This is a genomic window from Streptomyces sp. NPDC052301, from assembly GCF_044593395.1.
Lineage (GTDB): Bacteria > Actinomycetota > Actinomycetes > Streptomycetales > Streptomycetaceae > Streptomyces.
Genome location: NZ_JBIUBE010000007.1, coordinates 328,048 through 352,165, shown reverse-complemented (window position 1 = coordinate 352,165; position 24,118 = coordinate 328,048). Strand labels below are relative to the sequence as shown.

Sequence of the window (24,118 nt, the reverse complement as noted above, 5' to 3'; positions counted from 1 at the left end):
AGTGCTCGAATGAACACGTGAACGCTGAACCATCCGAGGAGCGGGACGGCAGGCCCATAGGCCGCCGCGTCTTCCTCGGCACCCTCGGCCTGGGCGCGCTCGGCGTCGCCGCCGCGCCCGTGCTCCAGCGCGGCCTGGAAGGCCTCCTCGGCACCGTCGCCGGCAAGGACCCCACGGGCCTGACCGGCCTGCTGCCCAACGGCGGCGGCTTCCGGTACTACTCCGTCGCCGCCTCGGTGCCGCACCGGAGCGCCGCGGACTACCGGCTGAAGATCGACGGACTGGTCGACCACGCGCGCACCTACACCCTGGCCGACCTGCGGGCCCTGCCGCAGACCCGGCTGGTCAGGGACGTCCAGTGCGTCACCGGCTGGCGGGTGCCCGGCACCCCCTTCGAGGGCGTCCGCCTCTCCCGCCTCCTGGACCTCGCCGGTGTCCGCTCCTCCGCGAGGGCCGTCCGCTTCACCTGCTTCGACGGCACCTACACCGAGAGCCTCACCCTCGCCCAGGCCCGACGGGCGGACGTCCTGGTCGCCCTGCGCATGCAGGACGAGGACATCGGCCACGACCACGGCGGCCCGGTCCGCCTCTATGTGGCGCCCATGTACTTCTACAAGTCGGCCAAGTGGCTCTCCGGTATCACCGTCACGGACCGGGTCGAGCCCGGCTACTGGGAGCGCCTCGGCTACGACGTCGACGCCTGGGTGGGCCGTTCGAACGGACGGACCGATGACCCTACGAGCTGAGACCCCGGCCCCGCCCGGCGCCCGGATCCGCCGCTTCGGCCGGGCCGAGCGGTGGGTGCACCGCACGACGGCCGCGCTGATGGGCGTCTGCGTGGTGACGGCGGCCGTCCTCTACATCCCGCAGCTGGCGGTCGCGGTCGGCCGCCGCGAGCTGGTCGTCCGCGTCCACGAGTGCGCGGGCCTCGCCCTGCCGGTGCCGGTCCTGCTCGGCCTCGCCTCCCGCGCCTTCCGCGCCGACCTGCGCTTCCTCAACCGTTTCGGCCCGCACGACCGGGTGTGGCTGTGGGCCGCGCTGAGCCGCGACAGACGCCGGTCCTCGCGCCCGGCGGGCAAGTTCAACGCGGGGCAGAAGGTCTACGCGGCCTGGATCGCCGGCGCCACGCTGGTCATGCTCGGCACGGGGCTGATGATGTGGTTCACCCGTCTGACCCCGCTCATGTGGCGCACCTCGGCGACCTTCGTCCACGACTGGCTGGCCCTGACCATCGGGGTGGTCCTGGCCGGCCACATCGGCATGGCCCTGGGCGACCCCGAGGCCAGACGGGGATTGCGGACGGGGCTGGTGAGCGCGGAGTGGGCGAAGCGGGAGCACCCGCTGTGGCGCCCCTGACCGCGAGCCGACGGCCCTCGAACGCGGGCGGACGGCCCTCGGCCGCGAGCGGACCCCGCTGACGGGAATCGGCCTTCCGCCGACGGTACTTGGCCCCCGCGCGGCCCGCCGTCCCGGGACCGGCGGGCCGACGGCGCCTCGAAGGCGCCGACGCGGGGTAACCGGAATCTATGCTTCCGCAAAGCAAAATGGAAGCCCTGATTCCTGTTGACTCGCGACGTGCGACGACGCACCCTGAACGGCACGCGCACCAAGGGAGCAGCCCGATGAGCAGAGCCACCGACACCCTCCGCGTCGTCGAGTACTGGACCGACCAGGACACCCACGTGATCTTCCCCGTCCAGCGCAGCGACGAGGTCGACCGCATGAGCGACGCACAGCTCATCTCGGAGTACGGGGACCCCGAACACGGAACGGTCGCCCGCATCGTCCACTAGGGCGGCCGGGTCACCCCGCGAAGTCCAGCAGCACCTTGCAGGACCGCTCACGGTCGGCGGCCAGCACGAACGCGGCCCCGGCCTCCGCCACGGGCACCACGGCGCTGATCAGCCCGTCGAACTCCCCGCGGGCCGCCAGCAGTTCCAGAGCCTCGTCGAACTCGGCGTCGAACCGGAACGCGCCGCGCAGCTCGATCTCCCGGCTCACCACCAGGTTCCCGGCGAACGGACTGTGACCCGGCGGCAGCATCCCCAGCTGGACGACCACACCCCCGCGCCGCACCAGTCGCACACAGGTGTCCAGGCCGGCCGCCACCCCCGACGCCTCGACGGCCACGTCCACCTCCTCGGGCCACCCGGCATCCTCCGGATCGTCGGCCCGTACGAGCGTGTCGGCCCCGGCGACGGCCGCGTACCGCAGCGCCTCCGGGACCAGGTCGGTCACCGTCACCCGCGCCGCACCGGCCGCCTTCGCCGCCGCAACCACCAGGCACCCGATCGGCCCGGCCCCGGTCACCAGCACATGCCGGCCGGCCGGCTCCCCGGCCCGGCGCAAGGCATGCAGCGCCACCGACAGCGGCTCCGCGAGCACGGCCCGGCGCAGCCCGAGCCCGGCCGGCAGCGCCCTCAGCTGCCCGGCCGGCACGGCCACGCGGCCCGCGAAGGCGCCCTGCACATGCGGAAAGCGGGCCGCGCTGCCCAGATACCGGGTGTCCCGGCAGACGTTCGCCCGCCCATCGGCACACTCCGGGCAGGCGCCGCACGGTGTGGCGGGGTGCACGGCGACGTCCGTACCCGGAGCGGGTCCCGAGGCGTCCGGCCCGTGGGCCAGCACCGTCCCCACCGCCTCGTGCCCGAGCACCATCGGCTCGCGCAGCCGGAAGTCACCTACGCCGCCGTGCCGCCAGTAGTGCAGATCGGACCCGCACACCCCGCCGTACCGTAGGGCCACCAGCGCCTGCCCGGGCCCGGGTTCGGGGTCCGGCAGCTCCTCGACCCGCAGGTCCCCCGCCCCGTGGATCACACAACCCAGCATCGCCGCAGCCCCTTTCAGAGCACGCTCGTCATGCCGCCGTCGACGTACAGGATCTGACCGCTGACGAAGTCGGCGGCGGGGGAGGCGAGGAAGAGCAGGCCGCCCACCAGGTCCTCGGCACGGCCCCAGCGGCCGGCCGGGGTGCGCCCGCGGACCCAGGCGCTGAACTCCTCGTCCTCGACGAGCGGTCGGGTCAGCTCGGTCTCGATGTAGCCGGGACCGAGCCCGTTGACCTGGACGCCGTACGGTCCCCAGTCCGCACACATGCCCTTGGTGAGCATCTTCAGCGCGCCCTTGGCCGCCGCGTACGGCGCGATGCCGGGGCGGACCACCTCGCTCTGCAGCGAGCAGACGTTGACGATCTTGCCGTGGCCGCGTTCCGTCATCCGCCGGGCCGCCTCCCGGCCGACCAGGAACGCACCGGTGAGGTTGGTGTCCAGGACGCGGTGCCAGTCCGCGTCGGCGAACTCCAGCAGCGGGGCGCGCAGTTGCATGCCCGCGTTGTTCACCAGGATGTCGAGCGGGCCCACCCGCTCCTCGACGTCCGCGATCCCGGCGGCCACGGCCGGGCCGGCGGTCACGTCGAACACCGCCGTGCGGACCCGGTCCCCGGGCAGTTGGGACGCCGCCTCGGCCAGCCGGCCGGGGTCGCGCCCGTTGAGGACCACCGTGCAGCCCGCCTCGGCCAGGCCCCGGGCCAGCGCGAGGCCGATGCCCCGGCCGGCGCCCGTGACCAGAGCCGTACGGCCGCCGACGTCGAAGAGCGGGTGACTCATCCCGTACCCCTAGATGATCAGTGAGAGGAGCAGGACCAGAGCGCCGCCGACCACCGACAGGATCGTCTCCATGATCGACCAGGTCTTGACGGTCTGCCCGACGGTCAGCCCGAAGTACTCCTTCACCAGCCAGAAGCCGGCGTCGTTGACGAAGCTGAAGAAGAGCGAGCCCGAGCCGATCGCCAGGACGAGAAGGGCCGTGTCGGCGGTCGACATCCCGGCCGCGAGCGGCGCGACCAGACCGGCCGCGGAGACCGTCGCCACCGTCGCCGAGCCGGTCGCCAGCCGGATCACCACCGCGATCAGCCAGGCCAGCAGCACCGCCGGGATCGACCAGTTCTTGGATATGTCCAGGATCATCTGGCCCACACCGCAGTCGATCAGCGTCTGCTTGAAGCCGCCGCCCGCGCCGACGATCAGCAGGATGCTGGCGATGGGCATCAGACCCCTGTCGACCGTCTGCTGCAGCCGCTCCTTGCTGAACCCGGCGGGCCGGCCCAGCGTGAAGAACCCGACGATCACGGCGGTGAGCAGGGCGATCAGCGGGGAGCCGATGACGTCGAAGACGCGCTGGGTCGTGTTCGCCGGGTCGTCGACGACGATGTCCACCAGCGCCTTGGCCAGCATCAGCACCACCGGCAGCAGCACGGTCCCCAGGGTCGCGCCGAAGCCGGGGCGGCGCTCCAGCTCCTCGGAGGCACGCTGGGGCAGCATCCGGTCGGGGGCCGGGACGTCCACCCAGCGGGCCGCGACCTTCGAGAACAGCGGACCGCCGACGATCACGGTCGGTACGGCGACGAGGATGCCGAGCGCGAGCGTCACGCCGAGGTTGGCGTGGAGCGCGTCGATGGCGACCAGCGGGCCGGGGTGCGGCGGGATCAGGCCGTGCATCACCGACAGGCCGGCGAGCGCCGGGATGCCGATGCGCATCAGGGAGTAGTTGCCGCGCTTGGCGACCATCAGCACGACCGGGATCAGCAGCACGATGCCGACCTCGAAGAACAGCGGCAGGCCGATCACGGAGGCGATGAGCACCATCGCCCAGGGCATGGCGCGCCCGCCCGCCCTGGCGAGGATCGTGTCCACGATCTGGTCGGCGCCCCCGGAGTCGGCGAGCAGCTTGCCCAGGATCGCCCCGAGCGCGATCAGGACGCCGACGCCGGCCACCGTGGAGCCGAGCCCGGTGGTGAAGCTGGTGATCGCCTTGTCGAGCGGCGCTCCGGCCGCCGCCCCGAGCGCCAGTGACCCGATGGTCAGCGCCAGGAAGGCATGGAGCTTGAACTTGGTGATGAGCAGGACGATCACGACGATGCCCACCAGGGCGGCGATGCCCAGCTGGGCGTGGCCTGCGGAGGTGATCGGCGGAGGTGCGTCCGCTGCCAGCATCTCGACGCTGAGTCTGGTCACGGGGGTTCCCTTGCGGTGACGTGGGGACTTTTTCGGGGGTGCTACGCGGATGCCGCGGGAAGCGCGTCCAGTGCCCGCACCGCGCGCTCGGTGATCTCCTGGGGGCCGCCGCTGACGTCGACGGCGACTCCCGCCTCGTCCGGCCCCAGGGGCTGCAGCGTGGCGAACTGGGAGTCCAGCAGCGCGGTCGGCATGAAGTGCCCCTGCCGCTGCGTCATCCGGTCCTCGATCAGCTGCCGGTCGCCCGTGAGGTGCACGAAGACGATCCCGGGAGCGACGGCCCTGAGCCGGTCGCGGTACGCCCGCTTCAGCGCCGAGCTGCTCACCACCCCGCCCAGCCCGGCCCGCCCGTGCGCCCAGCGGCCGATGGCGTCCAGCCAGGGCCAGCGGTCGGCGTCGTCGAGCGGAACACCGGCCGACATCTTGTCGATGTTGGCCTGCGGGTGGAAGTCGTCGCCCTCGGCGTACGGAACGCCCAGCCGCGCGGCGAGCAGCGGACCGATCGTGGTCTTGCCCGTCCCCGCGACGCCCATCACGACGACGACCTTGGGGGTACGCATCACTGCCTCGCTGTCTTCCTCGACATCCGACGCCACATCGGCGTCGCCACACTGAAACCCATTAGGTACGACGAATTCAAGAGTCTGTGATGTATAAGTCTGACTTTTTGTGTCTGTGATCCAAGTCGTACGCTGAGTGCATGAGCACACCGGGCCGGGGGCTGCACGGCCATGTACTGGACACCCTCGGCCCCGCGATCACCGCGGGCGAGTACCCGCCGGGCAGCGTTCTTCGCACGGACGAACTCGCACAGCACTTCGAGGTGTCACGCTCCGTGATGCGCGAGGCGGTCCGCGTGCTCGAGTCGATGCACCTGGTCGAGTCCCGCCGCCGGGTGGGCGTGACCGTCCGCCCGAAGCCCGAGTGGAACGTCTACGACCCCCAGGTCATCCGCTGGCGCCTCGCGGGCGCCGACCGCCCGCACCAGCTGCGCTCCCTGACCGTGCTGCGCTCCGCCGTCGAACCGGTCGCGGCCGGCCTCGCCGCCCGGCACGCCACGGCCGAGCAGTGCGCCGAACTCACCGAGTGCGCCCTCGGCATGGTGGCCAACTCACGCGGCCACCACCTGCAGGAGTACCTGGTCCACGACGTCGCCTTCCACCGCGTCATCCTGAGCGCCTCGGGCAACGAGATGTTCGCCCGGCTCGGCGACGTCGTCGCGGAGGTGCTGGCCGGCCGGACGCATCACGAGGTCATGTTCGAGGACCCCGACCCGGCGGCCGTGACCCTGCACGTGCAGGTGGCCGAGGCGGTCCGCGCGGGCGACGCGACCCGCGCCGAGGAACTGACCAGGGAGATCACCGTGGGCGCCCTCCACGAACTGGACATCCTGGCGCCCTGACCGGCCCTACTCCAGGAAGTCACCGTCCACGTACACCCACGCCCCGTCCACCCGCTCGAACCGGCTGCGCTCGTACAGGGAGCCGCCCCGGTAGGAGGCGCGGAAGGTCACCGTCCCGGTGGTGTGGAAGGCCGACCCGTCGGTGGCGCCGAGGATCTCCAGACCGGTCCACCGCATGCGGGGATCGAGGTCCAGCCGCTCGGGCCGGGTCCGGGGATGCCAGGTCCGCAGCAGATACCCCGCGTCCCCCCGCACGAACGCGCTGTACCGCGAGCGCATCAGCAGCTCGGCGGTCGGCGCCGCCGCCGAGCCCGTGTGGAAACGGCCGCAGCAGGCGTCGTAGGACAGGGGGAGCCCGCAGGGGCAGGTGCGCGAGGTCATGGGCCACATTGTGCCCGGACCGGGGGAGGCGTCCGCCGTCGGCGGGGTGCACAGTGGAGGGGCAAGACCAGCCCGCAGCGGAGTGAGGAGAGACGGACGATGACCGAACCCGTCCGCAGCCGTCCTCCGGCCGTCAAGGAGTGGCGGCTGAACCTGTACCTCTCCGAGCACGACCCGGACACCACCGCCCGGATCGTGCTGGACACCGGCGACGGCGTCCTGGAGAGCCACGCGGAGGCCCGCCGCAACCCCTACGACCCGGCGATGCCCGACATCGGCGACGAACTCGCCGCCGGACGCGCGCTCATCGCCATGGGCCGCATGCTGCTGCGCGCCGCCGACGGCGACATGAAGGCGACCGGAGCGGCCGACACGGACACGTCCCCGGCACCGCTCTGGCTCACCCGGGAATGAGCCCCCGCACCCGGGAACGACACCCCCTCACCCCGGGGACGGCCCACCCCCCGGTCACCTCCCGGCCTTGCGCAGGAAGCGGCGCAGCCGGGTCAGCGGCCAGGTGTTGATCACGTCGTCCCGGGTGAGGCGGCCGCGCTGCGCGGTACCGACGCCGTACCGCATCTGCGCGAGGTGCGGAACCGAGTGGGCGTCGGTGTTCACCGCGAACTTCACACCGTGCTCCACGGCGCGCAGGATGTCCTCGTCGCACAGGTCCAGCCGGTCCGGCTGGGCGTTGACCTCCAGCGCCGTGCCGGTGCGCGCGCACGCCGCGAACACCTCGTCCCAGTCGGCGTCCACCCCCGGCCGCCGGCCGATCAGCCGGGTCGTCGGATGCCCGATGACATGGATGTACGGGTTCTCGCACGCCCGCACCAGCCGCCGGGTCATGGCCGCGCGGCCCTGGTCGAAGTGCGAGTGCAGCGACGCCACGCACAGATCGAAACCGGCCAGGAACTCGTCCGGCCAGTCGACCTCTCCGTCCGGGCCGATGTTCAGCTCCGTGCCGTGCAGCAGCCGCATCCGGCGCCGGGTGCCGTCCAGCTCCCGCAGCCGCTCCCGCTGGGCCAGGATCTTCTCGTCCGTCATCCGCTGCATGTACAGGTTGGGCGCGTGATCGGTGACCGCGTAGTACGCGTAGCCCCGCCCGGCCGCGGCCTCCACCATCTCCTCCAGCGGTGCGAGGCCGTCCGTGAGATCGGTGTGGGTGTGCAGGTCACCCCGGATGTCCCGCTCGGTCACCACCTCGGGCAGCTCCCCGCGCAGGGCCGCCTCGATCTCCCCGCGGTCCTCCCGCAGCGTCGGCGGGATCCACGGCAGCCCGAGCCGCGCGTACACCTCCTCCTCGGTCCGCGACGCCACCGACTCCCCGCTCTCGCTGTCGAACAGGCCGTACTCCGACAGCTTCAGCCCCTGGTGCACGGCGATCGTCCGCGTGCGGATGTTGTGCGCCTTGGAGCCGGTGAAGTACTGCAGCCCCGCGCCCCACGACCGAGGCGGCAGCACCCGCAGATCCACCTGGAGGCCCTTGGCGGTGCGCACCGACGTCTTCTTCGCCCCCTGCGCGATCACCTCGGCGGTGGCCGGCAGCTCGCACAGTGCCGTCATGAACGGCTCCGACCGCCGCGCCGCCACCAGCACGTCAAGATCCCCGATCGTCTCCCGCATCCGGCGCAGCGAACCGGCGTACGCACAGCGCGCGCAGCCCGTCACCCGGGACAGCTCCCCGACGATCTCCTCGGCGGTGTCCAGGGCCAGCGGCAGCGGCACCCGGCCCCCCGACCGCTGCAGCAGCTCGATGCCGTGCCGGATGTTCTCCTGCGTCCGCTCGCCGAAGCCCTTCAGATCGGCCAGCGCGTCCGCCTCGACGGCCGACGCCAGCTCGCTCACCGACGAGATGTGCAACTCCTCGTAGAGCCGCAGCGCCTTCTTCGGGCCCAGCGTGGGGATCGTGATCAGCTCCCGCACCCCGGCGGGGATCTTCGCCCGGCGCTCCTCGACCACCGCCAGCTTCCCGGTGCGCAGGTACTCGCTCACCTTGTCGGCGATCGACCGTCCCACGTTCGGGATCTCCCGCAGCCCGTCCTCGTCCAGCCGGGAGATGTCGGCCGGATACCCGCCGATCGCGCGCGCCGCCTTCTCGTAGGCGCGCGCCTTGAAGGCGTCGCCTCCCGTGATCGCGATGAGGTCCGCGTACTCCCGCAGGAGCGCCTCGACCTCGTCGTTGGGCCGGGCCACCCCTCAAGTGTAGGAAGCCCCGGCTGCGCGGGCATGCAAAAGGCCCCTGCTGAGCAGGGGCCTTGCTGGTGTCCGAGGGGGGACTTGAACCCCCACGCCCGATAAAGGGCACTAGCACCTCAAGCTAGCGCGTCTGCCATTCCGCCACCCGGACAAGGTGTCTGTCGTGCGAGCCCTGCCTTTCGGCGGGGTTTCCCCTCGCGGCGACGAAGGAAACATTACCAGGCTTTCGGGGGTGGCTGATCACCCCCCGTCCCGGGGGCCGCCGCGCGTGAACGGCGTGTGACGCACCGGGACCACTCTTGGGCGGGGGGCGGGACGGAGAGAGGATGAGAAGGACCACCAGCAGTGACAGTGGGAGGAAGCAGCGTGAGCGACACGGACACGGCCAGGAGCGTCACCGGTGAGGACGAGGTCGTGGACCTCTGCCGCGAGCTGATCCGGTTCGACACCAGCAACTACGGCGACCACTCCGGACCCGGCGAGCGGAAGTCCGCCGAGTGGGTCGCCGAGAAGCTCGCCGAGGTCGGGCTGGAGCCGAAGATCTTCGAGTCGCACCCGGGACGCGCCTCCACGGTGGCCCGCATCGAGGGCGAGGACCCGTCCCGGCCGGCCCTGCTGATCCACGGCCACCTCGACGTCGTACCGGCCAACGCCGGCGACTGGACCCACCACCCGTTCTCCGGCGAGATCGCCGACGGGTGCGTGTGGGGGCGCGGAGCCGTCGACATGAAGGACATGGACGCCATGACCCTCGCGGTCGTGCGCGACCGGCTCAGGAGCGGGCGGCGGCCCCCGCGGGACGTCGTCGTCGCCTTCCTCGCCGACGAGGAGGCGGGCGGCACGTACGGCGCCCGGTACCTGGTCGACCACCACCCCGAGCTGTTCGAGGGCGTCACCGAGGCGATCAGCGAGGTCGGCGGCTTCTCCTTCACCGTGAACGAGCAGCGGCGGCTCTATCTGATCCAGACGGCCGAGAAGGGCATGCACTGGATGAAGCTGACCGTCGCCGGCACGGCCGGGCACGGTTCGATGATCCACCGCGACAACGCCATCACCGAGCTGTCCGAGGCCGTGGCCCGGGTCGGCCGGCACAAGTTCCCCGTGCGGGTCACCAAGACCACCCGGGCCTTCCTCGACGAGCTGGGCGACGCCCTCGGCACGGAGCTGGACCCGGAGGACATGGAGTCCACACTCGCCAAGCTCGGCGGCATCGCCAAGCTGATCGGCGCGACCCTGAGCAACACCGCCAACCCCACCCAGCTGACCGCCGGTTACAAGGTCAACGTCATCCCGGGCGAGGCCACCGCGCACATCGACGGGCGGTTCCTGCCGGGCCACGAGGAGGAGTTCCTCGGCGACCTCGACCGCCTGCTCGGACCGAACGTCCGCCGCGAGGACGTGCACGCCGACAAGGCCGTCGAGACCACCTTCGACGGCGCTCTGGTGGAGGCCATGCAGTCGGCGTTGCTGGCCGAGGACCCCACCGCCAAGGCGATCCCCTACATGCTCTCCGGCGGCACCGACGCCAAGTCCTTCGACGACCTCGGCATCCGCGGCTTCGGCTTCGCCCCGCTGAAGCTGCCCCCGGAGCTGGACTTCGCGGGCATGTTCCACGGCGTGGACGAGCGGGTGCCGGTGGACGGGCTGCGGTTCGGCGTACGGGTGCTGGACCGCTTCATCGACGCGTCGTGAGGCTCTCCCCCGGAGTAATCGGGCGCGCGTACGAGATCGACTGAGAAGGGTGAATCGGACCATAAGCTCGTAGCTCCATTACTCCCTCCTCGTTACAGGTGATGCGATCACCGCACATTGGGATCGCATTGCCAACGAGGAGGAACAATGATCAAGAAGGTCGTCGCCGCTGCGGCTGCCACCGGTGGGCTGGTTCTCGCGGGCGCGGGCCTGGCCGTCGCCGACTCCGGTGCCCAGGGTGCCGCCGTGCACTCGCCGGGTGTCGTCTCCGGCAACGTCATCCAGGTGCCCGTGCACGTCCCGGTGAACGTGTGCGGCAACACGATCAACGTGATCGGGCTCCTGAACCCCGCCTTCGGCAACACCTGCGTCAACAAGTGACGTCGGCTCCCTGAGGGGCGGCTGTCCCGAGGGGGCGTCTTTTACGAGCCGTCGGCCTCGGAGCGCGCGCCAGGCGCTCCGAGGCCGACCGGTCTTTACCTCGGAAATCGAAGGCAGGGGGGACTCAACATGCGACAGGGCACCCGCAAGGGCCTGATGACCATGGCCGCAGCGACCGGTGTGATCGCCGCCGCGAGCGGCTACGCACACGCCGACGCGGGGGCGGCCGGAGCCGCCACCGGTTCACCCGGCGTACTGTCCGGCAACACCGTACAGGCGCCGGTGCACGTGCCGGTGAACATCTGCGGCAACACCGTGAATGTCGTCGGGCTCCTCAACCCGGCGGCGGGCAACAAGTGTGCCAACAACTCGGGCGGCTACGGCGACAGTGGCGGCCACACCGGCTCGGGCGGCTCGCACGCGGGGGGCCATACCGGCGGCTCGCCGGGCGTCGGCTCCGGCAACACCGTGCAGGTACCGATCGACGTCCCGGTGAACGTGTGCGGCAACAGCGTCAACGTGATCGGTGTCGGCAACGCCACCACCGGCAACGACTGCGCCAACGGCGGCGGTCAGCACGGCAACCCCGGTCACCCGGGTCATCCCGGTCACCCGGGCCAGCCTGGACACCCGGGTCATCCCGGTCACCCGGGCCAGCCTGGACACCCGGGCCATCCCGGTCACCCGGGCCAGCCGGGTCACCCCGGTCAGCCGGGCAAGCCAGGGCACCCCGGTCACCCGGGCACCCCGACCACGCCGCCCACCCGGGGCGGGCACTCGCCGCACGGGGGCACCCAGGTCGACCAGCAGGGCGGCCGGTCCGGCCAGGCGCCCGGCACCGCGCAGCTCGCGCACACCGGCAGTGACCTGCCGCTCGGTCTCGCGCTGCCCGTCGGCGCGGGCGCGCTGCTCGCGGGCGCCGTGCTCTACCGCAAGGCACGGGCCGCGGCGTAACCGGGCGGGCCACCGGCGGTGAACGGAGCGGGCCCTGCCGATGCCGGCGGGGCCCGCTCCGTTCAGCTGTCCTGTCTCACCACGTGGCACGCACCTGACGGATGATCCGCCGGCGCAACCGCACCCTGCGGCTGCCGTCGCGCAGCAGGCTCAGTCGGTCCAACTCCCAGTGTCCGTACTCGGCATGGTCCGTCAGCAGACGTGTGGCCTCCTTGCGGGACACCCCGCGAGGCACGTACACGTCGACAAATTCGTATTCCGGCATCGCATCTATTGTGCGGGCTGGTGCCCGGTACGGATAGCGTCTGCACTATGTCTGATGCTGCGCAGCCCACCGCTGCCGAGGTACGCGCCGCCGCCGAGGCGGTCAAGACCGCGCTCGACCGTCATCTCGCGGCGGTCGAACGCAGGTCCGGAGACGACGACCCGGCCGTCTTCGAGGCGTTCAACCAGCTGGCCGCGGCCGCCGAGGTGTACGACGAGCTGCTCTACGACCGCTACGACGAGGTCACGCCCTTCGAGATCCCCGGCGCGGAGGACGCGCTGCCGCCGTACGCCGGGCCCGAGGAACCGAACGCGATCAGCGTCCTGATCCGCCGCGACTACGCCGTGGCCGAACCCCAGCGGCTGCTGGCGCAGGCCCAGCGGGTCGAGGCGGCGGAGTACGAGGAGGACGCCGCCGCGGGCGAGGGGGCCGCCGCTACGGTCCCCGGCGCGCTCGGCGTGCTCTTCGGCGAGTTCGAACCCGACGAGATCGCCTCCCGGCACAAGGAGTTCGGTCTCGAGGAGGGCGACTCCACGCTCTGGGTCACCGCGGCGGACGAGGCCCCCGAGGCCGGGGAGTGGCTCGAGACGCCGTTCGAGCACATCGAGCCGCAGCAGGTGGTGTGCCGGTTCGACGTCAGCGCCGTCTTCGACGACGAGGACGACTCCGACGAGGAGGACGATCTCGAGTTCGTCGAGGAGGACGAGCTGGAGCCGCTGGACGCCGAGAAGTGAGGTGGACGGCGGTGCCGTGCCGTGGGGCCCGAGGCCGGTACGGCACCGCCGGATTCCTTCCCAGCGGCTGATCACCGTTGCGGTCGATCGCCGTCGTGGCCGATCGCCGTCGCGGCGGACCCTATGCCGGTACCTGGGGGCGCAGCAGGGTCTGCAGGCGGGTCGTGCGGGGCTTGGCCGGGGTCTCCGCCACCGCCCTCGGGAGCGCCTGCTCCACGCCGTGGACCACGGACAGGTGCCGCTCCGCCCGGCCGAACGCCGTGTACACCCAGGGCCTGCTGAGCGCCTGAGCGGCATCGCCGGGGAGCACCACGACCACCGCCGGCCAGCGGGTGCCCACCGCCTGGTGCGCGGTCAGCGCCCAGCCGTGCCGCACCCGGCTCTCCACCCGCTCCCGCGGGACGACGACGGGGGCGCCCGCGCACGACAGGTGCAGCCCTTCGGCGTCGGCCTTCACCACCACGCCCGGCACCGTGCGGCCCGGGGCGGGGGAGTAGGCGATCCGGTCGCCGGGGTCGAAGCCGCCGAACCGGCCGGGGCCGGGGTTGAGGCGTTCCTTCAGCGCGGAGTTGAGGGCGCGGGTGCCCGCGGCGCCGCCGTGTCCCGGGGTGATCACCACGGTCTGGTCGGCCGGGACGCCGATCGCCCGCGGCACCGAGTCCGCGACCAGCTGCACGGTCCGGTGCACGGCCTCGCCCGCGTCTCGCACCGGGACGATGACGATCTCCTTGCCGGGTGCCTCGACCTGGTTCAGCTCACCGATGCCGATGCCGGAGACCAGCTCGCCGATCGGCCCGGGGTCGGGGACGCGGGAGGCGAGCTGCGGGCAGGCACGGGCCGCGAGCAGGTCGGCGAAGACGCGCCCGGGACCGGCCGACCACAGCACCGCCGGGTCGCCGCTGAGCACCAGCCGGGCCCCGTCGGGCAGCGACTCCACCAGCATCGCGGCGTTCTCCACGTCGAGCTGCGGGGCGTCCGGCACGATCAGCAGGTCCAGCTCCAGGGCGCCGTCCGCGTCCCGGCCCGGTCCCTCGGCACCCGCCAGCAGACCGGCGACCGTGCCCACGCTCCGCTCCGCCGGTTCGGCGCCCGCGAGCGCGGCGAGCCGGTGCCGTCCGTCGGACGTGTGGCAGACGGCGAAGGCGCGCAGGCCGGCGGCCCGGGCGGCACCGAGGAGCGCGGCCGGTTCGGCCAGGGCCGCCTCCCCGCCGGTGTGCAGCACCAGGCCGTGCCCGGCGACCGCGCGGGCCAGTTCGGCCGCACCGCCGGTCAGCCCGGCGGCGGCCGTCTGCCAGGCCTGATCGTCCTCCTTGGACAGGGAGTTGACCAGCCGGGCCAGTCCGTCGGCGAGGCTCTCCTCGGCCAGGGCGTACCGCTCCAGGCCGACCAGGACCCGCACCGGCCGCTCCTCCTCGCCTTCGCCCTCGCCCTCTTCCTCCGTCTGCGGGGCGACGGCTCCGGGCTCCTCCAGGGCGTCCTGGAACAGCAGCGCCTCGCCCTCCGCGAGGGCGCTCTGCACCGCCGCGTCCGGGTCCGGCACGGACTGCCGGGCCAGTGCCGTGGTGAGCGTGGACAGTTCCAGGGCGGTGTGTCCGGCCGCCGCCGCCTGCTCCAGCAGCCAGACGGTCAGCGCACGGGCGCGCCGTTCGTCGTCCGGGCCGCAGTCCGCGCCGAGCAGGGCCCGGGCGAAGCCGTCCGCCTGCTCGGGCCGTACGCCGGCGATCCGGAGCAGCTGCCAGGGGTCTTCGCGGAGCACGGTGTCGGCGCCCTCGCCGAGCGCCTCGGCCACCTGGGGGGCCAGGGCGTCGGGCGCACCGCCCTCGGTCAGCACCCGGCGGACGGCGGCGACGGCCTCCGGCGCGGGGGCGCCGGCGGCGACCGGGGCGGGGGCGGGCTGCGGTCGCTGTACCGGCTCGGGGGCCGGGCGGCGCGGGGCCGGCGCCGGCTCGTCGAACGCCGTGGCCGCCGGCTTCTCGCCGCTCTCCACGGCCCGTACCGCCGCGAGCAGGTCGGCCGCCGTGCCGCTGAGCTTGGCGCCGCTCGCGATCGGGCCGTGCCGCTCGGCCTTGCGCCGCTCGATCCGCTCCCGCTCGGCCCGCTGCGCGGCCAGCTCGGCCTGCGCCTCGGAGAGCCGGCTCGCCTCGTCGCCGTCGTCACCCTCGCCGGCACCGCCCCCGGAGGCCGCGCTCTCGTCGCCGCTCGCCCCGGCCTCGTCCTCGGCGCCGCCGCTCGCCCCGGCTTCGTCCCCGGCGCCGCCGCCCTCCTCGGTCCGGTCGGCCCGACTCTCCTCGGGTGCGGTGCCGGGCGCGGGCGCCTCGGGTGTGTCCGGCGTCCCCGGCCCGGCTTCCTCCGTGGTCTCCGGCTCCGTGCTCACAGCGTGCTCCAGTCGTGATCGGGATAGCGGTGCACAGGCGCCGACACATCGTCCAGCGCCCGGCAGATCTCGTCAGGAAGACTAAGGGCCTCCACTGACAACGCTGCCGTGAGCTGCTGCGCGTTGCGCGCGCCGACGATCGGCGCGGTCACCCCGGGCCGGTCCCGGACCCAGGCGAGGGCCACCTGGAGCGGGGTGACGGCGAGCCCGTCGGCGGCCGTCGTCACCGCGTCCACGATGCGGGTCGCCGTGTCGTCCAGGTACGGCTCGACGAACGGCGCCAGGTGCTCGGAGGCGCCGCGCGAGTCCGGGGGAGTGGTGTGCCGGTACTTGCCGGTGAGCACGCCCCGGCCGAGCGGGGAGGAGGGCAGCAGGCCGACGCCGAGGTCGAGCGCGGCGGGCAGCACCTCACGCTCGACGCCGCGTTGGAGCAGCGAGTACTCCAGCTGCGTACTGGCCAGCCGGGTGCGGGTGCCCGGCGCCGCGAGCTGCCAGGTGGCCGCCTTCGCGAGCTGCCAGCCGCAGAAGTTGGAGACGCCGGCATAGCGGGCGCGACCGCTGCTCACCGCTATGTCGAGGGCCTGCAGCGTCTCCTCCAGCGGGGTGCCGGGGTCGTAGGCGTGGACGTGCCACACGTCGACGTGGTCGGTGCCCAGGCGGGCCAGGGAGGCGTCGAGCGCGGCGAGCAGATGACCGCGGGAGCCGTCGAAGCGGCGGTCGGGGTCCGGGACGCTGCCCGCCTTGGTCGAGACGACCAGGTCGCGGCGCGGGACCAACCCGTCCATGAGCTGTCCGAGCAGGTACTCCGCCTCGCCGTCGCCGTACACGTCCGCCGTGTCGACCAGCGTTCCGCCGGCCTCCCAGAACGCCTTCAGCATGTCCGCGGCGTCATGCTGATCGGTGTCCCGGCCCCAGGTGAGGGTGCCGAGTCCGATCCGGGACACACGCAGGCCGGTACGGCCGAGATGCCTCTGCTCCATGCGGGCGAGATTACTGGCCAGAGCCCATGCGGTGGGTTGCCTGTGGATAACTGCCGCGGCCGCGCATCCGCGCTAAGGTCACCCCCGACAGCGACGTTACTCGCGGGTAAGGGGATTCGGTCATGAAACTCGGACTCAACCTCGGCTACTGGGGTGCCGGAATGGACGGGGACAATCTGGCCGTGGCGCAGGAGGCCGACCGGCTCGGCTTCTCCGTGTGCTGGGCCGCCGAGGCGTACGGCTCCGACGCGGCGACCGTGCTCAGCTGGGTCGCCGCGCAGACCGAGCGCATCGACGTCGGCTCCGCCATCTTCCAGATCCCGGCCCGGCAGCCCGCGATGACGGCCATGACCGCGGCGACGCTGGACTCCCTCTCCGGCGGCCGCTTCCGGCTGGGCCTCGGCGTCTCCGGCCCGCAGGTCTCCGAGGGCTGGTACGGCGTCAAGTTCGACAAGCCGCTGGCACGCACGCGCGAGTACGTGGAGATCGTCCGCAAGGCGATGACCCGGGAGCGGCTGACGTACGAGGGCGAGCACTGGACCCTGCCGCTGCCCGGCGGCCCGGGCAAGCCGATCAAGCTGACCGTCCATCCGCAGCGGGAGCACATCCCGCTGTACATCGCGGCGATCGGCCCGAAGAACCTGGAGCAGACCGGCGAGATCGCCGACGGCGCGCTGCTGATCTTCCCCGCCGCCGAACACCTGGAGGAGACCACCCTGAAGTACCTGCGTGCGGGGCGCGAGAAGGCGGGCGCCACCCTCGACGGGTTCGACGTGTGCCCGACGCTGCCGCTCGCCGTCGGCGACGACAAGGACGTGGCCCGGCTCGCGGACACCTTCCGCCCCTACACCGCCCTGTACGTCGGCGGCATGGGCAGCGCCAAGCAGAACTTCTACAACCAGCTCGCCCAGCGCATGGGGTACGCGAAGGAGGCCGCCGAGATCCAGCAGAAGTACCTGGCCGGCGACAAGCAGGGCGCCGCCGCCGCGGTCCCGCAGGACCTCATCGACAAGACCGCGCTGCTCGGCTCCGTCGACCGCATCGCCGACCGGATGAAGGCCTACGCCGCCGCCGGGGTCACCACCCTCAGCCTGGCCCCGGCCGGCTTCACGCTGGAGGAGCGGATCGCCTCGCTGCGGGCCGGCAGCGAGGCACTGGAGCGCGCCGGGCTCGCCTGAGGAAGAGGGAAGTCCTGCGGCCGTGGTGGGGGCTCGGGGGTCTTCCCCGCCACGGCCGTCACGGGGAACAACGCTCCGGCCGCCCCGCGGTTACGACCCCGTCCTTCCCTCTTTCGGCCGAGCCGGCCCGCACCCCCGGACCGTCCCGGCCGACGGCGTGCCTGAGCCGCACCGCCGGTCTCACAGCCAGCCGCGCTGCTTGAACAGCCGGAACAGCAGCACCTCCAGCAGCGCCATCAGCAGGATCACCGCCGGGTACGACCACAGCCAGTGCAGCTCGGGCATGTGGTCGAAGTTCATGCCGTAGATCCCCGCGATCATCGTGGGGACCGCCGCCATCGCCGCCCACGCGGAGATCTTCCGCATGTCGTCGTTCTGCCGCACGCTCATCTGCGCCAGGTGCGCCGACAGGACGTCCGACACCAGCCGGTCCAGCGCCTCCACGGACTCGTTCGCCCGCATGAGGTGATCACCCACGTCCCTGAAGAACGGCCGCGCCTTGTCGTTCACGAACGGCTCCCCGCCCATCGGGCCGCTCCCCGCCAGCCGGGTCAGCGGCAGCGCCAGCGGGCCGGTGGCCCGGCGGAACTCCAGGACCTGCCGCTTGAAGCCGTAGATCCGGGACGCGGTGTTCCGCGAGCCGCCGCCCTCCGGCCGGAACACCTCCGCCTCCAGCTCCTCCAGGTCGGTCCCCAGCTCCGTCGCCACCTCCAGATAGTGGTCCACGATGGCGTCGGAGATCGCGTACAGCACGGCGGTCGGGCCCTTGTCCAGCATCTCCGGCTCGTCCTCCAGCCGTCGCCGTACGGCCGCCAGCGGCGAGCCCTCGCCGTGCCGGACGGTCACCACGAAGGAGTCACCGATGAACACCATGACCTCGCCGGCCGACACGGTGTCGCTCTCCGGCTCGTACACGACCGGCTTGAGCACCATGAACAACGAGTCGTCGTACACCTCCAGCTTGGGCCGCTGATGCGCCTTGAGCGCGTCCTCCACCGCCAGCGGATGCAGCCCGAACTCCCGCGTGACCAGGTCGAACTCCCGTTCCGACGGCTCGTGCAGCCCGATCCACACGAATCCGCCCGCCGCCCGCGCCTCGGCGAGCGCGTCGGACAGGTCCTCCGGCCCCTCGGTGCGATGGCCATGCCGGTAGATGGCGCAGTCCACGATCACGGAGCGCATTCTCCCTTCGCCCGTTCACCGGTGCATATCTCGATACGCCTACCCTGGGCCGCATGCCCACGCTCATCCTCGTAAGGCACGGACGTTCCACCGCCAACACCTCGGGCGTGCTCGCCGGCTGGACGCCGGGCGTCGCCCTGGACGAACGCGGCGCCGCACAGGCCGCCGCGCTGCCCGGACGGCTCACGGGCCTGCCGATCTCCGAGGTCGTCACCAGCCCCCTGCAGCGCTGCCAGGAGACCGTACGGCCGCTGCTCGAGGCCCGCCCGGAACTGCGGGTCCACACCGACGAGCGGATCGGGGAGTGCCACTACGGCGACTGGTCCGGCCGCAAGCTCGCCGAGCTGAAGGACGAGCCGCTGATGGACGTGGTGCAGGCGCACCCGTCGGCCGCCGCCTTCCCGGGCGGGGAGTCCATGCGGGCCATGCAGACCCGCGCCGCCGAGGCCGTACGCGAGTGGAACGCGCGCGTGGAGCGCGACCACGGCGCCGACGCCGTCTACCTCATGTGCTCCCACGGGGACATCATCAAGTCCCTCGTCGCCGACGCCCTCGGACTCCATCTCGACCTCTTCCAGCGGATCTCCGTGGAGCCGTGTTCCGTCACCGCGATCCGTTACACCCGCCTGCGGCCCTTTCTCGTCCGCCTCGGCGACACCGGCGATTTCGCTTCGCTCGCCCCGCGCGAGGAACCCGGCGAGGGCGACGCACCGGTCGGGGGTGGTGCGGGCGCACCGTGATCGTCGCCCGCAGTAGGGTGAAGCGGTCCACCCCGTCGCGTACCAGCATGGCCCGCACCGCACAGACTCTCGAATCCAATGGAGACAGGACGTGTCCCGTCAGGTGTTCCTCTACGACCAGCCGGACCGTTTCGTGGCCGGCACGGTCGGACTGCCCGGGCGCCGTACGTTCTTCCTCCAGGCCACCGCAGGCCCCCGGGTGACCAGCGTGGTCCTGGAGAAGACCCAGGTCGCCGCGCTCGCCGAGCGCATGGACGAACTGCTCGACGAGGTCGTACGGCGCAGCGGCGGCAGCGCGGCCGTCCCCGCCGTGGCGCCCACGGAGATCTCCGACAGCGCGCCCCTCGAGACCCCCATCGAGGAGGAGTTCCGGGTCGGCACCATGGCGCTGGCCTGGGACGGCGAGGAACAGCGCATGATCGTCGAGGCGCAGGCCCTGGTGGAGCTGGAGGCCGACACCGAGGAGGACCTCGCCGAGGCCGAGGAGCGGCTGCTCCAGGACGAGGAGAACGGGCCCCCCATGCTGCGGGTCCGGCTGACCGGCGCGCAGGCCAGGGCCTTCGCCAAGCGTGCCCTCGACATCGTCAACGCCGGGCGGCCGCCGTGCCCGCTGTGCAGCCTCCCGCTCGACCCGGAAGGACACGTATGTCCGCGCCAGAACGGATACCGCCGAGGAGCGTGACGCTCACCGACGCGGCAGCCGCCGAGCTGCTCGCGCACGGTGAGCTGACCGTGCGCGGCCGGATCCGCGAGGCGTCCAACGCGGCGCTGTTCTGCACGGTCGCGTACGACGGCCGGGAAGCCTCCTGCATCTACAAGCCGGTGGCCGGGGAACGTCCGCTGTGGGACTTCCCCGACGGCACCCTCGCAGGCCGCGAGGTGGCCGCCTACCAGGTCTCCGAGGCCACCGGCTGGGGACTCGTACCGCCGACCGTCCTGCGCGACGGGCCGTACGGCGAGGGCATGTGCCAGCTGTGGATCGACGTCCTCGCCGAGGCCGAGCTGCTCGCCCTGGTCGACGGCGAGGAAGCCGGGCCCGGCTGGAAGGCGATCGGCCTCGCCGAGGTCGGCGAGGGCCGTACGGCACTCCTGGTGCACGCCGACGACGAGCAGCTGCGCCGGATGGCCGTCCTGGACGCCGTGATCAACAACGCCGACCGCAAGGGCGGCCATCTGCTGCCCACCGCCGACGGCCGCCTCTACGGCATCGACCACGGCGTCACCTTCAACGTCGACGACAAGCTGCGCACCCTGCTGTGGGGCTGGGCCGGGGAACCGCTCACGGCGGACGCCGTCGACGCCCTCGAAGGGCTGCGGGAAGGCCTCGGCGGGGAACTGGGCGAGCGGCTCGCCGCCCTCATCACGCCGGCCGAGATCGACGCCACACGCGCGCGTGTCGACGCCCTGCTCGCCTCGGGCGTGCACCCGGAGCCCGGCGGGGAGTGGCCCGCGATCCCCTGGCCACCGGTCTGAGCACACCGGCCGGCGATGCACAAGAGGGCCTCACCGGCCATCCGGCCCGATCCCGTTCGTATCCGCAGCTCGACGCCGGTTAGGCTCATGTACATGCATGCCTGGCCCGCTTCCGAGGTCCCCGCCCTGCCTGGTCAGGGCCGCGACCTGAGGATCCACGACACCGCGACCGGCGGCCTCGTCACCCTCGACCCCGGTCCCGTCGCCCGTATCTACGTCTGCGGCATCACGCCGTACGACGCGACCCACATGGGTCACGCGGCGACCTACAACGCGTTCGACCTCGTTCAGCGCGTGTGGCTCGACACCAAGCGGCAGGTCCACTACGTCCAGAACGTCACCGACGTCGACGATCCGCTGCTGGAGCGGGCCGATCGGGACGGCGTCGACTGGGTCGCCCTCGCCGAGAAGGAGACGGCCCTCTTCCGCGAGGACATGACCGCCCTGCGGATGCTCCCGCCGCAGCACTACATAGGTGCCGTCGAGGCGATACCCGGCATCGTCCCGCTCGTGGAGCGGCTGCGTGAACTCGGCGCGGCCTACGAGCTCGAGGGCGACATCTACTTCTCCGTCGAGTCCGACCCGCACTTCGGCAAGGTCTCGAACCTCGACGCGGCAGCGATGCGGCTGCTGTCCGCCGAGCGCGGCGGCGACCCGGACCGCCCGGGCAAGAAGAACCCGCTGGACCCGATGCTGTGGATGGCGGCCCGTGAGGGCGAGCCCAGCTGGGACGGCCGCTCCCTCGGCCCGGGACGCCCCGGCTGGCACATCGAGTGCGTCGCCATCGCCCTCGACCACCTCGGCATGGGCTTCGACGTCCAGGGCGGCGGCTCCGACCTGGCCTTCCCGCACCACGAGATGGGCGCCTCGCACGCCCAGGTGCTCACCGCCGAGTTCCCCATGGCCAAGGCCTACGTCCACGCCGGCATGGTCGCCCTGGACGGCGAGAAGATGTCCAAGTCCAAGGGCAACCTCGTCTTCGTCTCCCGGCTGCGCCGCGACGGCGTCGACCCCGCCGCGATCCGTCTGACGCTGCTGGCCCACCACTACCGCGCGGACTGGGAGTGGACCGACCAGGTCCTCGAGGACGCCGTGGCCCGCCTCGGCCGCTGGCGCGCCGCCGTCTCCCGGCCCGACGGGCCGTCCGCCGACGCGCTCGTGGAGGAGATCCGCGAGGCCCTGGCGAACGACCTGGACGCCCCGACCGCGCTCGCCGCTGTGGACCGCTGGGCGGCCCGCCAGGAGGAGAGGGGCGGCACGGACACGGGCGCCCCGGGCGTGGTCACGCGGGCGGTGGACGCGCTGCTCGGGGTGGCCCTCTAAGCACCGCCACGGCGACGGAAAGCAGGGGCGCTTCCCCCCGGGGAAGCGCCCCTGCTCCGTACCTCAGTCCTCCGGACTGTCGTCGTCGTCCTCCTTGGTCCCGCCCCCACCGGCGGCCGGAGGCCTCTGCTTGCCGCCGGGAGGGCCCACGTCCCGGCGCCGCAGATACCGCTCGAACTCGCGGGCGATCGCCTCACCGGACGCCTCCGGCAGGTCCGCGGTGTCCCGGGCCTCCTCCAGCGTCTGCACGTACTCGGCGACCTCACTGTCCTCGGCGGCCAGTTGGTCCACGCCCACCTGCCAGGCGCGCGCGTCCTCGGGCAGCTCGCCCTGCGGGATGCGCAGGTCGAGCAGGTCCTCCAGGCGGTTCAGCAGCGCCAGCGTCGCCTTGGGGTTGGGCGGCTGGGAGACGTAGTGCGGCACGGCAGCCCACAGCGACACCGCCGGGACACCGGCGTGCGTGCACGCCTCCTGCAGGACGCCGACGATGCCCGTCGGGCCCTCGTACTTGGTCTCCTCCAGGTCCATCCGCTGGGCCAGGTCCGGGTCGGACGTGACCCCGCTGACCGGCACCGGACGCGTGTGCGGGGTGTCACCGAGCAGGGCGCCCAGGACGACCACCAGCTCCACGCCCAGCTCGTGCGCGAATCCCAGCAGTTCGTTGCAGAACGACCGCCAGCGCATGGACGGTTCGATCCCGCGGACCAGCACCAGGTCGCGCGGCTTCTCGCCCCCGACACGGACCACCGACAGCCGGGTCGTCGGCCAGGTGATCTTGCGCACACCGGCGTCCATGAACACTGTGGGGCGGTTCACCTGGAAGTCGTAGTAGTCCTCGGCGTCCAGCGCCGCGAACACCTCGCCCTTCCACTCGCGTTCCAGATGCGCGACCGCCGTGGAGGCGGCGTCGCCGGCATCGTTCCAGCCCTCGAACGCGGCCACCATGACTGGGTCGATCAGCTCGGGAACCCCCTCCAGCTCGATCACCCAGTGCCTCCTTCCGACGTGCCCTCGCTTGACCCACCAACCTTACGGCGTCCGGCGGGGGCGCCCGCAGCCCCCTTGCACGGGGGAGTGACCGGATCACTGCCCCGTTCACCACCACGGGACACCCCCCGTCCGCACGCAGGCTCGCGCAGGGTGCGGCCGACCCCCCCCGGGCGAGATCCCCACCGGACACGGGTCCGTGCCGTCCCGGACAGCCCTCGGCGGCCGTCCTGCGGGCGGCACGTCGAACCACTCCCGCCCGGCCGCCCAGTGCCGCACCCAGCCGGTGAAGCCCGGCTCGGCGGTGGTGTGACCGAACTCCGCGCCGAAAGGTGCCGCGCCCTCGCCCGTGATCACCCATATGTGACCGCGGTGCGGGCCGGTGACCACGAGACGCCAGGACATTCCGCAGCCGTCGGTGCCGAGCCTGAGCGAACCGTGCCGGAAGACCCGGTCGATCACGGTGTCCGGGTCGTCGTAGGGGCCGTCGTCGTCCTCCCATGTCCACGCCCGGGTCAGCGGGAACGGTTTGCCGAGGTCCTCCTGCGGCTCGGCACTCTCACGAGGCTCAGGAGTCCCTGCTCCGGCGGCCCGTGGAGCGAGCCGTCGGTCCCCTCCGACACGAACGTGCGGTACGGCTCGGGCAGTACCATCCCGTGCTCCGCCTCGAAGGCCCGCACCGCCTGCCGGCCCGGTACCGACCCGCCCCCGTCGTCGACACCGAACGCCTCCCGCAGGAGTGCGAGTTCCGCCGGATCCGCCTGGTCGTCGTTCATGACCCCAGGGAAACACCCGGCACCGACAACGGCCCGGGGCAGACGGAAGGGGCGGCCTCATCCGGCGAAGACCGCCCCTTCCGCGGTT

General features: G+C 72.5%; 25 protein-coding genes, 1 tRNA gene and 1 pseudogene. 14 read left to right on the top strand and 13 right to left on the bottom strand.

Annotation, left to right across the window (positions count from 1 at the left end):
* Positions 1-17 precede the first annotated feature (17 nt).
* The 3 genes from ACIHEJ_RS22145 to ACIHEJ_RS22135 all read left to right on the top strand — a co-directional run bounded on the left by ACIHEJ_RS22145 (position 18) and on the right by ACIHEJ_RS22135 (position 1,793).
* Positions 18-746, top strand: coding sequence for a molybdopterin-dependent oxidoreductase (locus ACIHEJ_RS22145; protein WP_400138181.1), 729 nt, complete (start codon positions 18-20; stop codon positions 744-746).
* Positions 730-1,356 (top strand): cytochrome b/b6 domain-containing protein, encoded by a 627-nt coding sequence (locus ACIHEJ_RS22140; protein ID WP_400138180.1) that lies wholly within the window; start codon positions 730-732, stop codon positions 1,354-1,356. Before ACIHEJ_RS22145 ends, ACIHEJ_RS22140 begins: the two co-directional genes overlap by 17 nt.
* 266 nt (positions 1,357-1,622) lie before the next feature.
* A complete protein-coding gene (locus ACIHEJ_RS22135) occupies positions 1,623-1,793 on the top strand; it encodes a hypothetical protein (protein WP_400138179.1) in 171 nt (56 codons plus the stop codon).
* Positions 1,794-1,803: 10 nt separating this feature from the next.
* Here the strand turns inward: ACIHEJ_RS22135 and ACIHEJ_RS22130 are convergent, their stop codons facing one another.
* Genes ACIHEJ_RS22130 through ACIHEJ_RS22115 form a run of 4 tightly spaced genes read right to left on the bottom strand, consistent with a single transcriptional unit; the run spans position 1,804 to position 5,572 of the window.
* Positions 1,804-2,829: an L-idonate 5-dehydrogenase gene (locus ACIHEJ_RS22130; protein WP_400138178.1), complete on the bottom strand. Its 1,026-nt coding sequence runs from the start codon at positions 2,827-2,829 to the stop codon at positions 1,804-1,806.
* A 14-nt stretch (positions 2,830-2,843) separates the two neighbouring features.
* A complete protein-coding gene (locus ACIHEJ_RS22125) occupies positions 2,844-3,605 on the bottom strand; it encodes an SDR family oxidoreductase (RefSeq protein WP_400138177.1) in 762 nt (253 codons plus the stop codon).
* 9 nt (positions 3,606-3,614) lie between these two features.
* A complete protein-coding gene (locus ACIHEJ_RS22120) occupies positions 3,615-5,012 on the bottom strand; it encodes a GntP family permease (RefSeq protein ID WP_400138176.1) in 1,398 nt (465 codons plus the stop codon).
* Positions 5,013-5,053: 41 nt separating this feature from the next.
* Positions 5,054-5,572 carry a gluconokinase gene (locus ACIHEJ_RS22115; RefSeq protein WP_400138175.1) on the bottom strand — a complete coding sequence of 173 codons (519 nt, stop codon included), beginning with the start codon at positions 5,570-5,572 and terminating at the stop codon, positions 5,054-5,056.
* Between the two features lie 140 nt (positions 5,573-5,712).
* On the opposite strand from ACIHEJ_RS22115, the gene ACIHEJ_RS22110 reads away from it, so the two are divergent.
* Entirely contained in the window at positions 5,713-6,414 is a 702-nt protein-coding gene (locus ACIHEJ_RS22110) for a FadR/GntR family transcriptional regulator (protein ID WP_400138174.1), read from the top strand.
* Between the two features lie 6 nt (positions 6,415-6,420).
* On the opposite strand, the gene ACIHEJ_RS22105 is transcribed toward ACIHEJ_RS22110, so the two are convergent.
* On the bottom strand, positions 6,421-6,795 hold the full coding sequence (locus tag ACIHEJ_RS22105) for a YchJ family protein (RefSeq protein WP_400138173.1): 375 nt from the start codon (positions 6,793-6,795) through the stop codon (positions 6,421-6,423).
* Between the two features lie 99 nt (positions 6,796-6,894).
* Here ACIHEJ_RS22105 and ACIHEJ_RS22100 point away from each other — a divergent pair, with 99 nt between their 5' ends.
* A complete protein-coding gene (locus ACIHEJ_RS22100; protein WP_400138172.1) occupies positions 6,895-7,209 on the top strand; it encodes a dsRBD fold-containing protein in 315 nt (104 codons plus the stop codon).
* 54 nt (positions 7,210-7,263) lie between these two features.
* On the opposite strand, the gene polX is transcribed toward ACIHEJ_RS22100, so the two are convergent.
* Together polX and ACIHEJ_RS22090 are read right to left on the bottom strand one after the other, a co-directional pair.
* Positions 7,264-8,988: a DNA polymerase/3'-5' exonuclease PolX gene (gene polX, locus ACIHEJ_RS22095; protein WP_400138171.1), complete on the bottom strand. Its 1,725-nt coding sequence runs from the start codon at positions 8,986-8,988 to the stop codon at positions 7,264-7,266.
* A gap of 66 nt (positions 8,989-9,054) precedes the next feature.
* Positions 9,055-9,142 (bottom strand) — tRNA-Leu (locus ACIHEJ_RS22090).
* 215 nt (positions 9,143-9,357) lie between these two features.
* Here ACIHEJ_RS22090 and ACIHEJ_RS22085 point away from each other — a divergent pair.
* From ACIHEJ_RS22085 to ACIHEJ_RS22075, 3 genes are all read left to right on the top strand, one after another.
* Positions 9,358-10,683 carry a M20/M25/M40 family metallo-hydrolase gene (locus ACIHEJ_RS22085; protein ID WP_400138170.1) on the top strand — a complete coding sequence of 442 codons (1,326 nt, stop codon included), beginning with the start codon at positions 9,358-9,360 and terminating at the stop codon, positions 10,681-10,683.
* 147 nt (positions 10,684-10,830) lie between these two features.
* Positions 10,831-11,064: a chaplin ChpH gene (chpH, locus tag ACIHEJ_RS22080; protein WP_400138169.1), complete on the top strand. Its 234-nt coding sequence runs from the start codon at positions 10,831-10,833 to the stop codon at positions 11,062-11,064.
* Between the two features lie 129 nt (positions 11,065-11,193).
* Positions 11,194-12,018 carry a chaplin gene (locus tag ACIHEJ_RS22075; protein ID WP_400138168.1) on the top strand — a complete coding sequence of 275 codons (825 nt, stop codon included), beginning with the start codon at positions 11,194-11,196 and terminating at the stop codon, positions 12,016-12,018.
* Between the two features lie 76 nt (positions 12,019-12,094).
* On the opposite strand, the gene ACIHEJ_RS22070 is transcribed toward ACIHEJ_RS22075, so the two are convergent.
* Positions 12,095-12,283 (bottom strand): DUF5703 family protein, encoded by a 189-nt coding sequence (locus ACIHEJ_RS22070; protein ID WP_014671721.1) that lies wholly within the window; start codon positions 12,281-12,283, stop codon positions 12,095-12,097.
* Between the two features lie 47 nt (positions 12,284-12,330).
* Between ACIHEJ_RS22070 and ACIHEJ_RS22065 the strand changes: the two genes are divergently transcribed.
* Positions 12,331-13,017, top strand: coding sequence for a hypothetical protein (locus ACIHEJ_RS22065; protein WP_400138167.1), 687 nt, complete (start codon positions 12,331-12,333; stop codon positions 13,015-13,017).
* A 121-nt stretch (positions 13,018-13,138) separates the two neighbouring features.
* Here ACIHEJ_RS22065 and ACIHEJ_RS22060 read toward each other — a convergent pair whose 3' ends face one another.
* Positions 13,139-15,391: a helix-hairpin-helix domain-containing protein gene (locus ACIHEJ_RS22060; RefSeq protein WP_400138166.1), complete on the bottom strand. Its 2,253-nt coding sequence runs from the start codon at positions 15,389-15,391 to the stop codon at positions 13,139-13,141.
* The gene (locus ACIHEJ_RS22055) at positions 15,388-16,371 is read right to left on the bottom strand and encodes an aldo/keto reductase (protein ID WP_400138165.1); all 984 of its coding nucleotides are present in this window, start codon (positions 16,369-16,371) and stop codon (positions 15,388-15,390) included. Before ACIHEJ_RS22055 ends, ACIHEJ_RS22060 begins: the two co-directional genes overlap by 4 nt.
* Before the next feature lie 122 nt (positions 16,372-16,493).
* Here ACIHEJ_RS22055 and ACIHEJ_RS22050 point away from each other — a divergent pair, with 122 nt between their 5' ends.
* Positions 16,494-17,549: an LLM class F420-dependent oxidoreductase gene (locus ACIHEJ_RS22050; protein ID WP_400138164.1), complete on the top strand. Its 1,056-nt coding sequence runs from the start codon at positions 16,494-16,496 to the stop codon at positions 17,547-17,549.
* A 180-nt stretch (positions 17,550-17,729) separates the two neighbouring features.
* Here the strand turns inward: ACIHEJ_RS22050 and corA are convergent, their stop codons facing one another.
* On the bottom strand, positions 17,730-18,722 hold the full coding sequence (gene corA, locus ACIHEJ_RS22045; protein WP_400138307.1) for a magnesium/cobalt transporter CorA: 993 nt from the start codon (positions 18,720-18,722) through the stop codon (positions 17,730-17,732).
* Positions 18,723-18,784: 62 nt separating this feature from the next.
* On the opposite strand from corA, the gene ACIHEJ_RS22040 reads away from it, so the two are divergent.
* From ACIHEJ_RS22040 to mshC, 4 genes are all read left to right on the top strand, one after another.
* Positions 18,785-19,471, top strand: a complete 687-nt coding sequence (locus ACIHEJ_RS22040) for a histidine phosphatase family protein (protein WP_400138163.1) — start codon at positions 18,785-18,787, stop codon at positions 19,469-19,471.
* A gap of 91 nt (positions 19,472-19,562) precedes the next feature.
* Positions 19,563-20,153, top strand: coding sequence for a DUF3090 domain-containing protein (locus tag ACIHEJ_RS22035; protein WP_366011014.1), 591 nt, complete (start codon positions 19,563-19,565; stop codon positions 20,151-20,153).
* Positions 20,117-20,944, top strand: coding sequence for an SCO1664 family protein (locus tag ACIHEJ_RS22030; RefSeq protein WP_400138162.1), 828 nt, complete (start codon positions 20,117-20,119; stop codon positions 20,942-20,944). Before ACIHEJ_RS22035 ends, ACIHEJ_RS22030 begins: the two co-directional genes overlap by 37 nt.
* A gap of 93 nt (positions 20,945-21,037) precedes the next feature.
* Positions 21,038-22,267 (top strand): cysteine--1-D-myo-inosityl 2-amino-2-deoxy-alpha-D-glucopyranoside ligase, encoded by a 1,230-nt coding sequence (mshC, locus tag ACIHEJ_RS22025; RefSeq protein WP_400138161.1) that lies wholly within the window; start codon positions 21,038-21,040, stop codon positions 22,265-22,267.
* Between the two features lie 63 nt (positions 22,268-22,330).
* Here mshC and ACIHEJ_RS22020 read toward each other — a convergent pair whose 3' ends face one another.
* Both ACIHEJ_RS22020 and ACIHEJ_RS22015 read right to left on the bottom strand, forming a co-directional pair.
* Entirely contained in the window at positions 22,331-23,254 is a 924-nt protein-coding gene (locus ACIHEJ_RS22020; RefSeq protein ID WP_400138160.1) for a PAC2 family protein, read from the bottom strand.
* Between the two features lie 243 nt (positions 23,255-23,497).
* Positions 23,498-24,030, bottom strand: a pseudogene (locus tag ACIHEJ_RS22015) (SMI1/KNR4 family protein); the annotation flags it as partial.
* Between the last annotated feature and the right edge of the window lie 88 nt (positions 24,031-24,118).

What these genes read in the sequence shown, in the direction of transcription:
- ACIHEJ_RS22140 (WP_400138180.1), top strand. Translation starts at nt 730, where the DNA reads ATGACCCTACGAGCTGAGACCCCGGCCCCGCCCGGCGCCCGGATCCGC.
- ACIHEJ_RS22135 (WP_400138179.1), top strand. Translation starts at nt 1,623, where the DNA reads ATGAGCAGAGCCACCGACACCCTCCGCGTCGTCGAGTACTGGACCGAC.
- ACIHEJ_RS22130 (WP_400138178.1), bottom strand. Translation starts at nt 2,829, where the DNA reads ATGCTGGGTTGTGTGATCCACGGGGCGGGGGACCTGCGGGTCGAGGAG.
- ACIHEJ_RS22125 (WP_400138177.1), bottom strand. Translation starts at nt 3,605, where the DNA reads ATGAGTCACCCGCTCTTCGACGTCGGCGGCCGTACGGCTCTGGTCACG.
- ACIHEJ_RS22115 (WP_400138175.1), bottom strand. Translation starts at nt 5,572, where the DNA reads ATGCGTACCCCCAAGGTCGTCGTCGTGATGGGCGTCGCGGGGACGGGC.
- ACIHEJ_RS22110 (WP_400138174.1), top strand. Translation starts at nt 5,713, where the DNA reads ATGAGCACACCGGGCCGGGGGCTGCACGGCCATGTACTGGACACCCTC.
- ACIHEJ_RS22105 (WP_400138173.1), bottom strand. Translation starts at nt 6,795, where the DNA reads ATGACCTCGCGCACCTGCCCCTGCGGGCTCCCCCTGTCCTACGACGCC.
- ACIHEJ_RS22100 (WP_400138172.1), top strand. Translation starts at nt 6,895, where the DNA reads ATGACCGAACCCGTCCGCAGCCGTCCTCCGGCCGTCAAGGAGTGGCGG.
- chpH (WP_400138169.1), top strand. Translation starts at nt 10,831, where the DNA reads ATGATCAAGAAGGTCGTCGCCGCTGCGGCTGCCACCGGTGGGCTGGTT.
- ACIHEJ_RS22075 (WP_400138168.1), top strand. Translation starts at nt 11,194, where the DNA reads ATGCGACAGGGCACCCGCAAGGGCCTGATGACCATGGCCGCAGCGACC.
- ACIHEJ_RS22070 (WP_014671721.1), bottom strand. Translation starts at nt 12,283, where the DNA reads ATGCCGGAATACGAATTTGTCGACGTGTACGTGCCTCGCGGGGTGTCC.
- ACIHEJ_RS22065 (WP_400138167.1), top strand. Translation starts at nt 12,331, where the DNA reads ATGTCTGATGCTGCGCAGCCCACCGCTGCCGAGGTACGCGCCGCCGCC.
- ACIHEJ_RS22055 (WP_400138165.1), bottom strand. Translation starts at nt 16,371, where the DNA reads ATGGAGCAGAGGCATCTCGGCCGTACCGGCCTGCGTGTGTCCCGGATC.
- ACIHEJ_RS22050 (WP_400138164.1), top strand. Translation starts at nt 16,494, where the DNA reads ATGAAACTCGGACTCAACCTCGGCTACTGGGGTGCCGGAATGGACGGG.
- ACIHEJ_RS22040 (WP_400138163.1), top strand. Translation starts at nt 18,785, where the DNA reads ATGCCCACGCTCATCCTCGTAAGGCACGGACGTTCCACCGCCAACACC.
- ACIHEJ_RS22030 (WP_400138162.1), top strand. Translation starts at nt 20,117, where the DNA reads ATGTCCGCGCCAGAACGGATACCGCCGAGGAGCGTGACGCTCACCGAC.
- mshC (WP_400138161.1), top strand. Translation starts at nt 21,038, where the DNA reads ATGCATGCCTGGCCCGCTTCCGAGGTCCCCGCCCTGCCTGGTCAGGGC.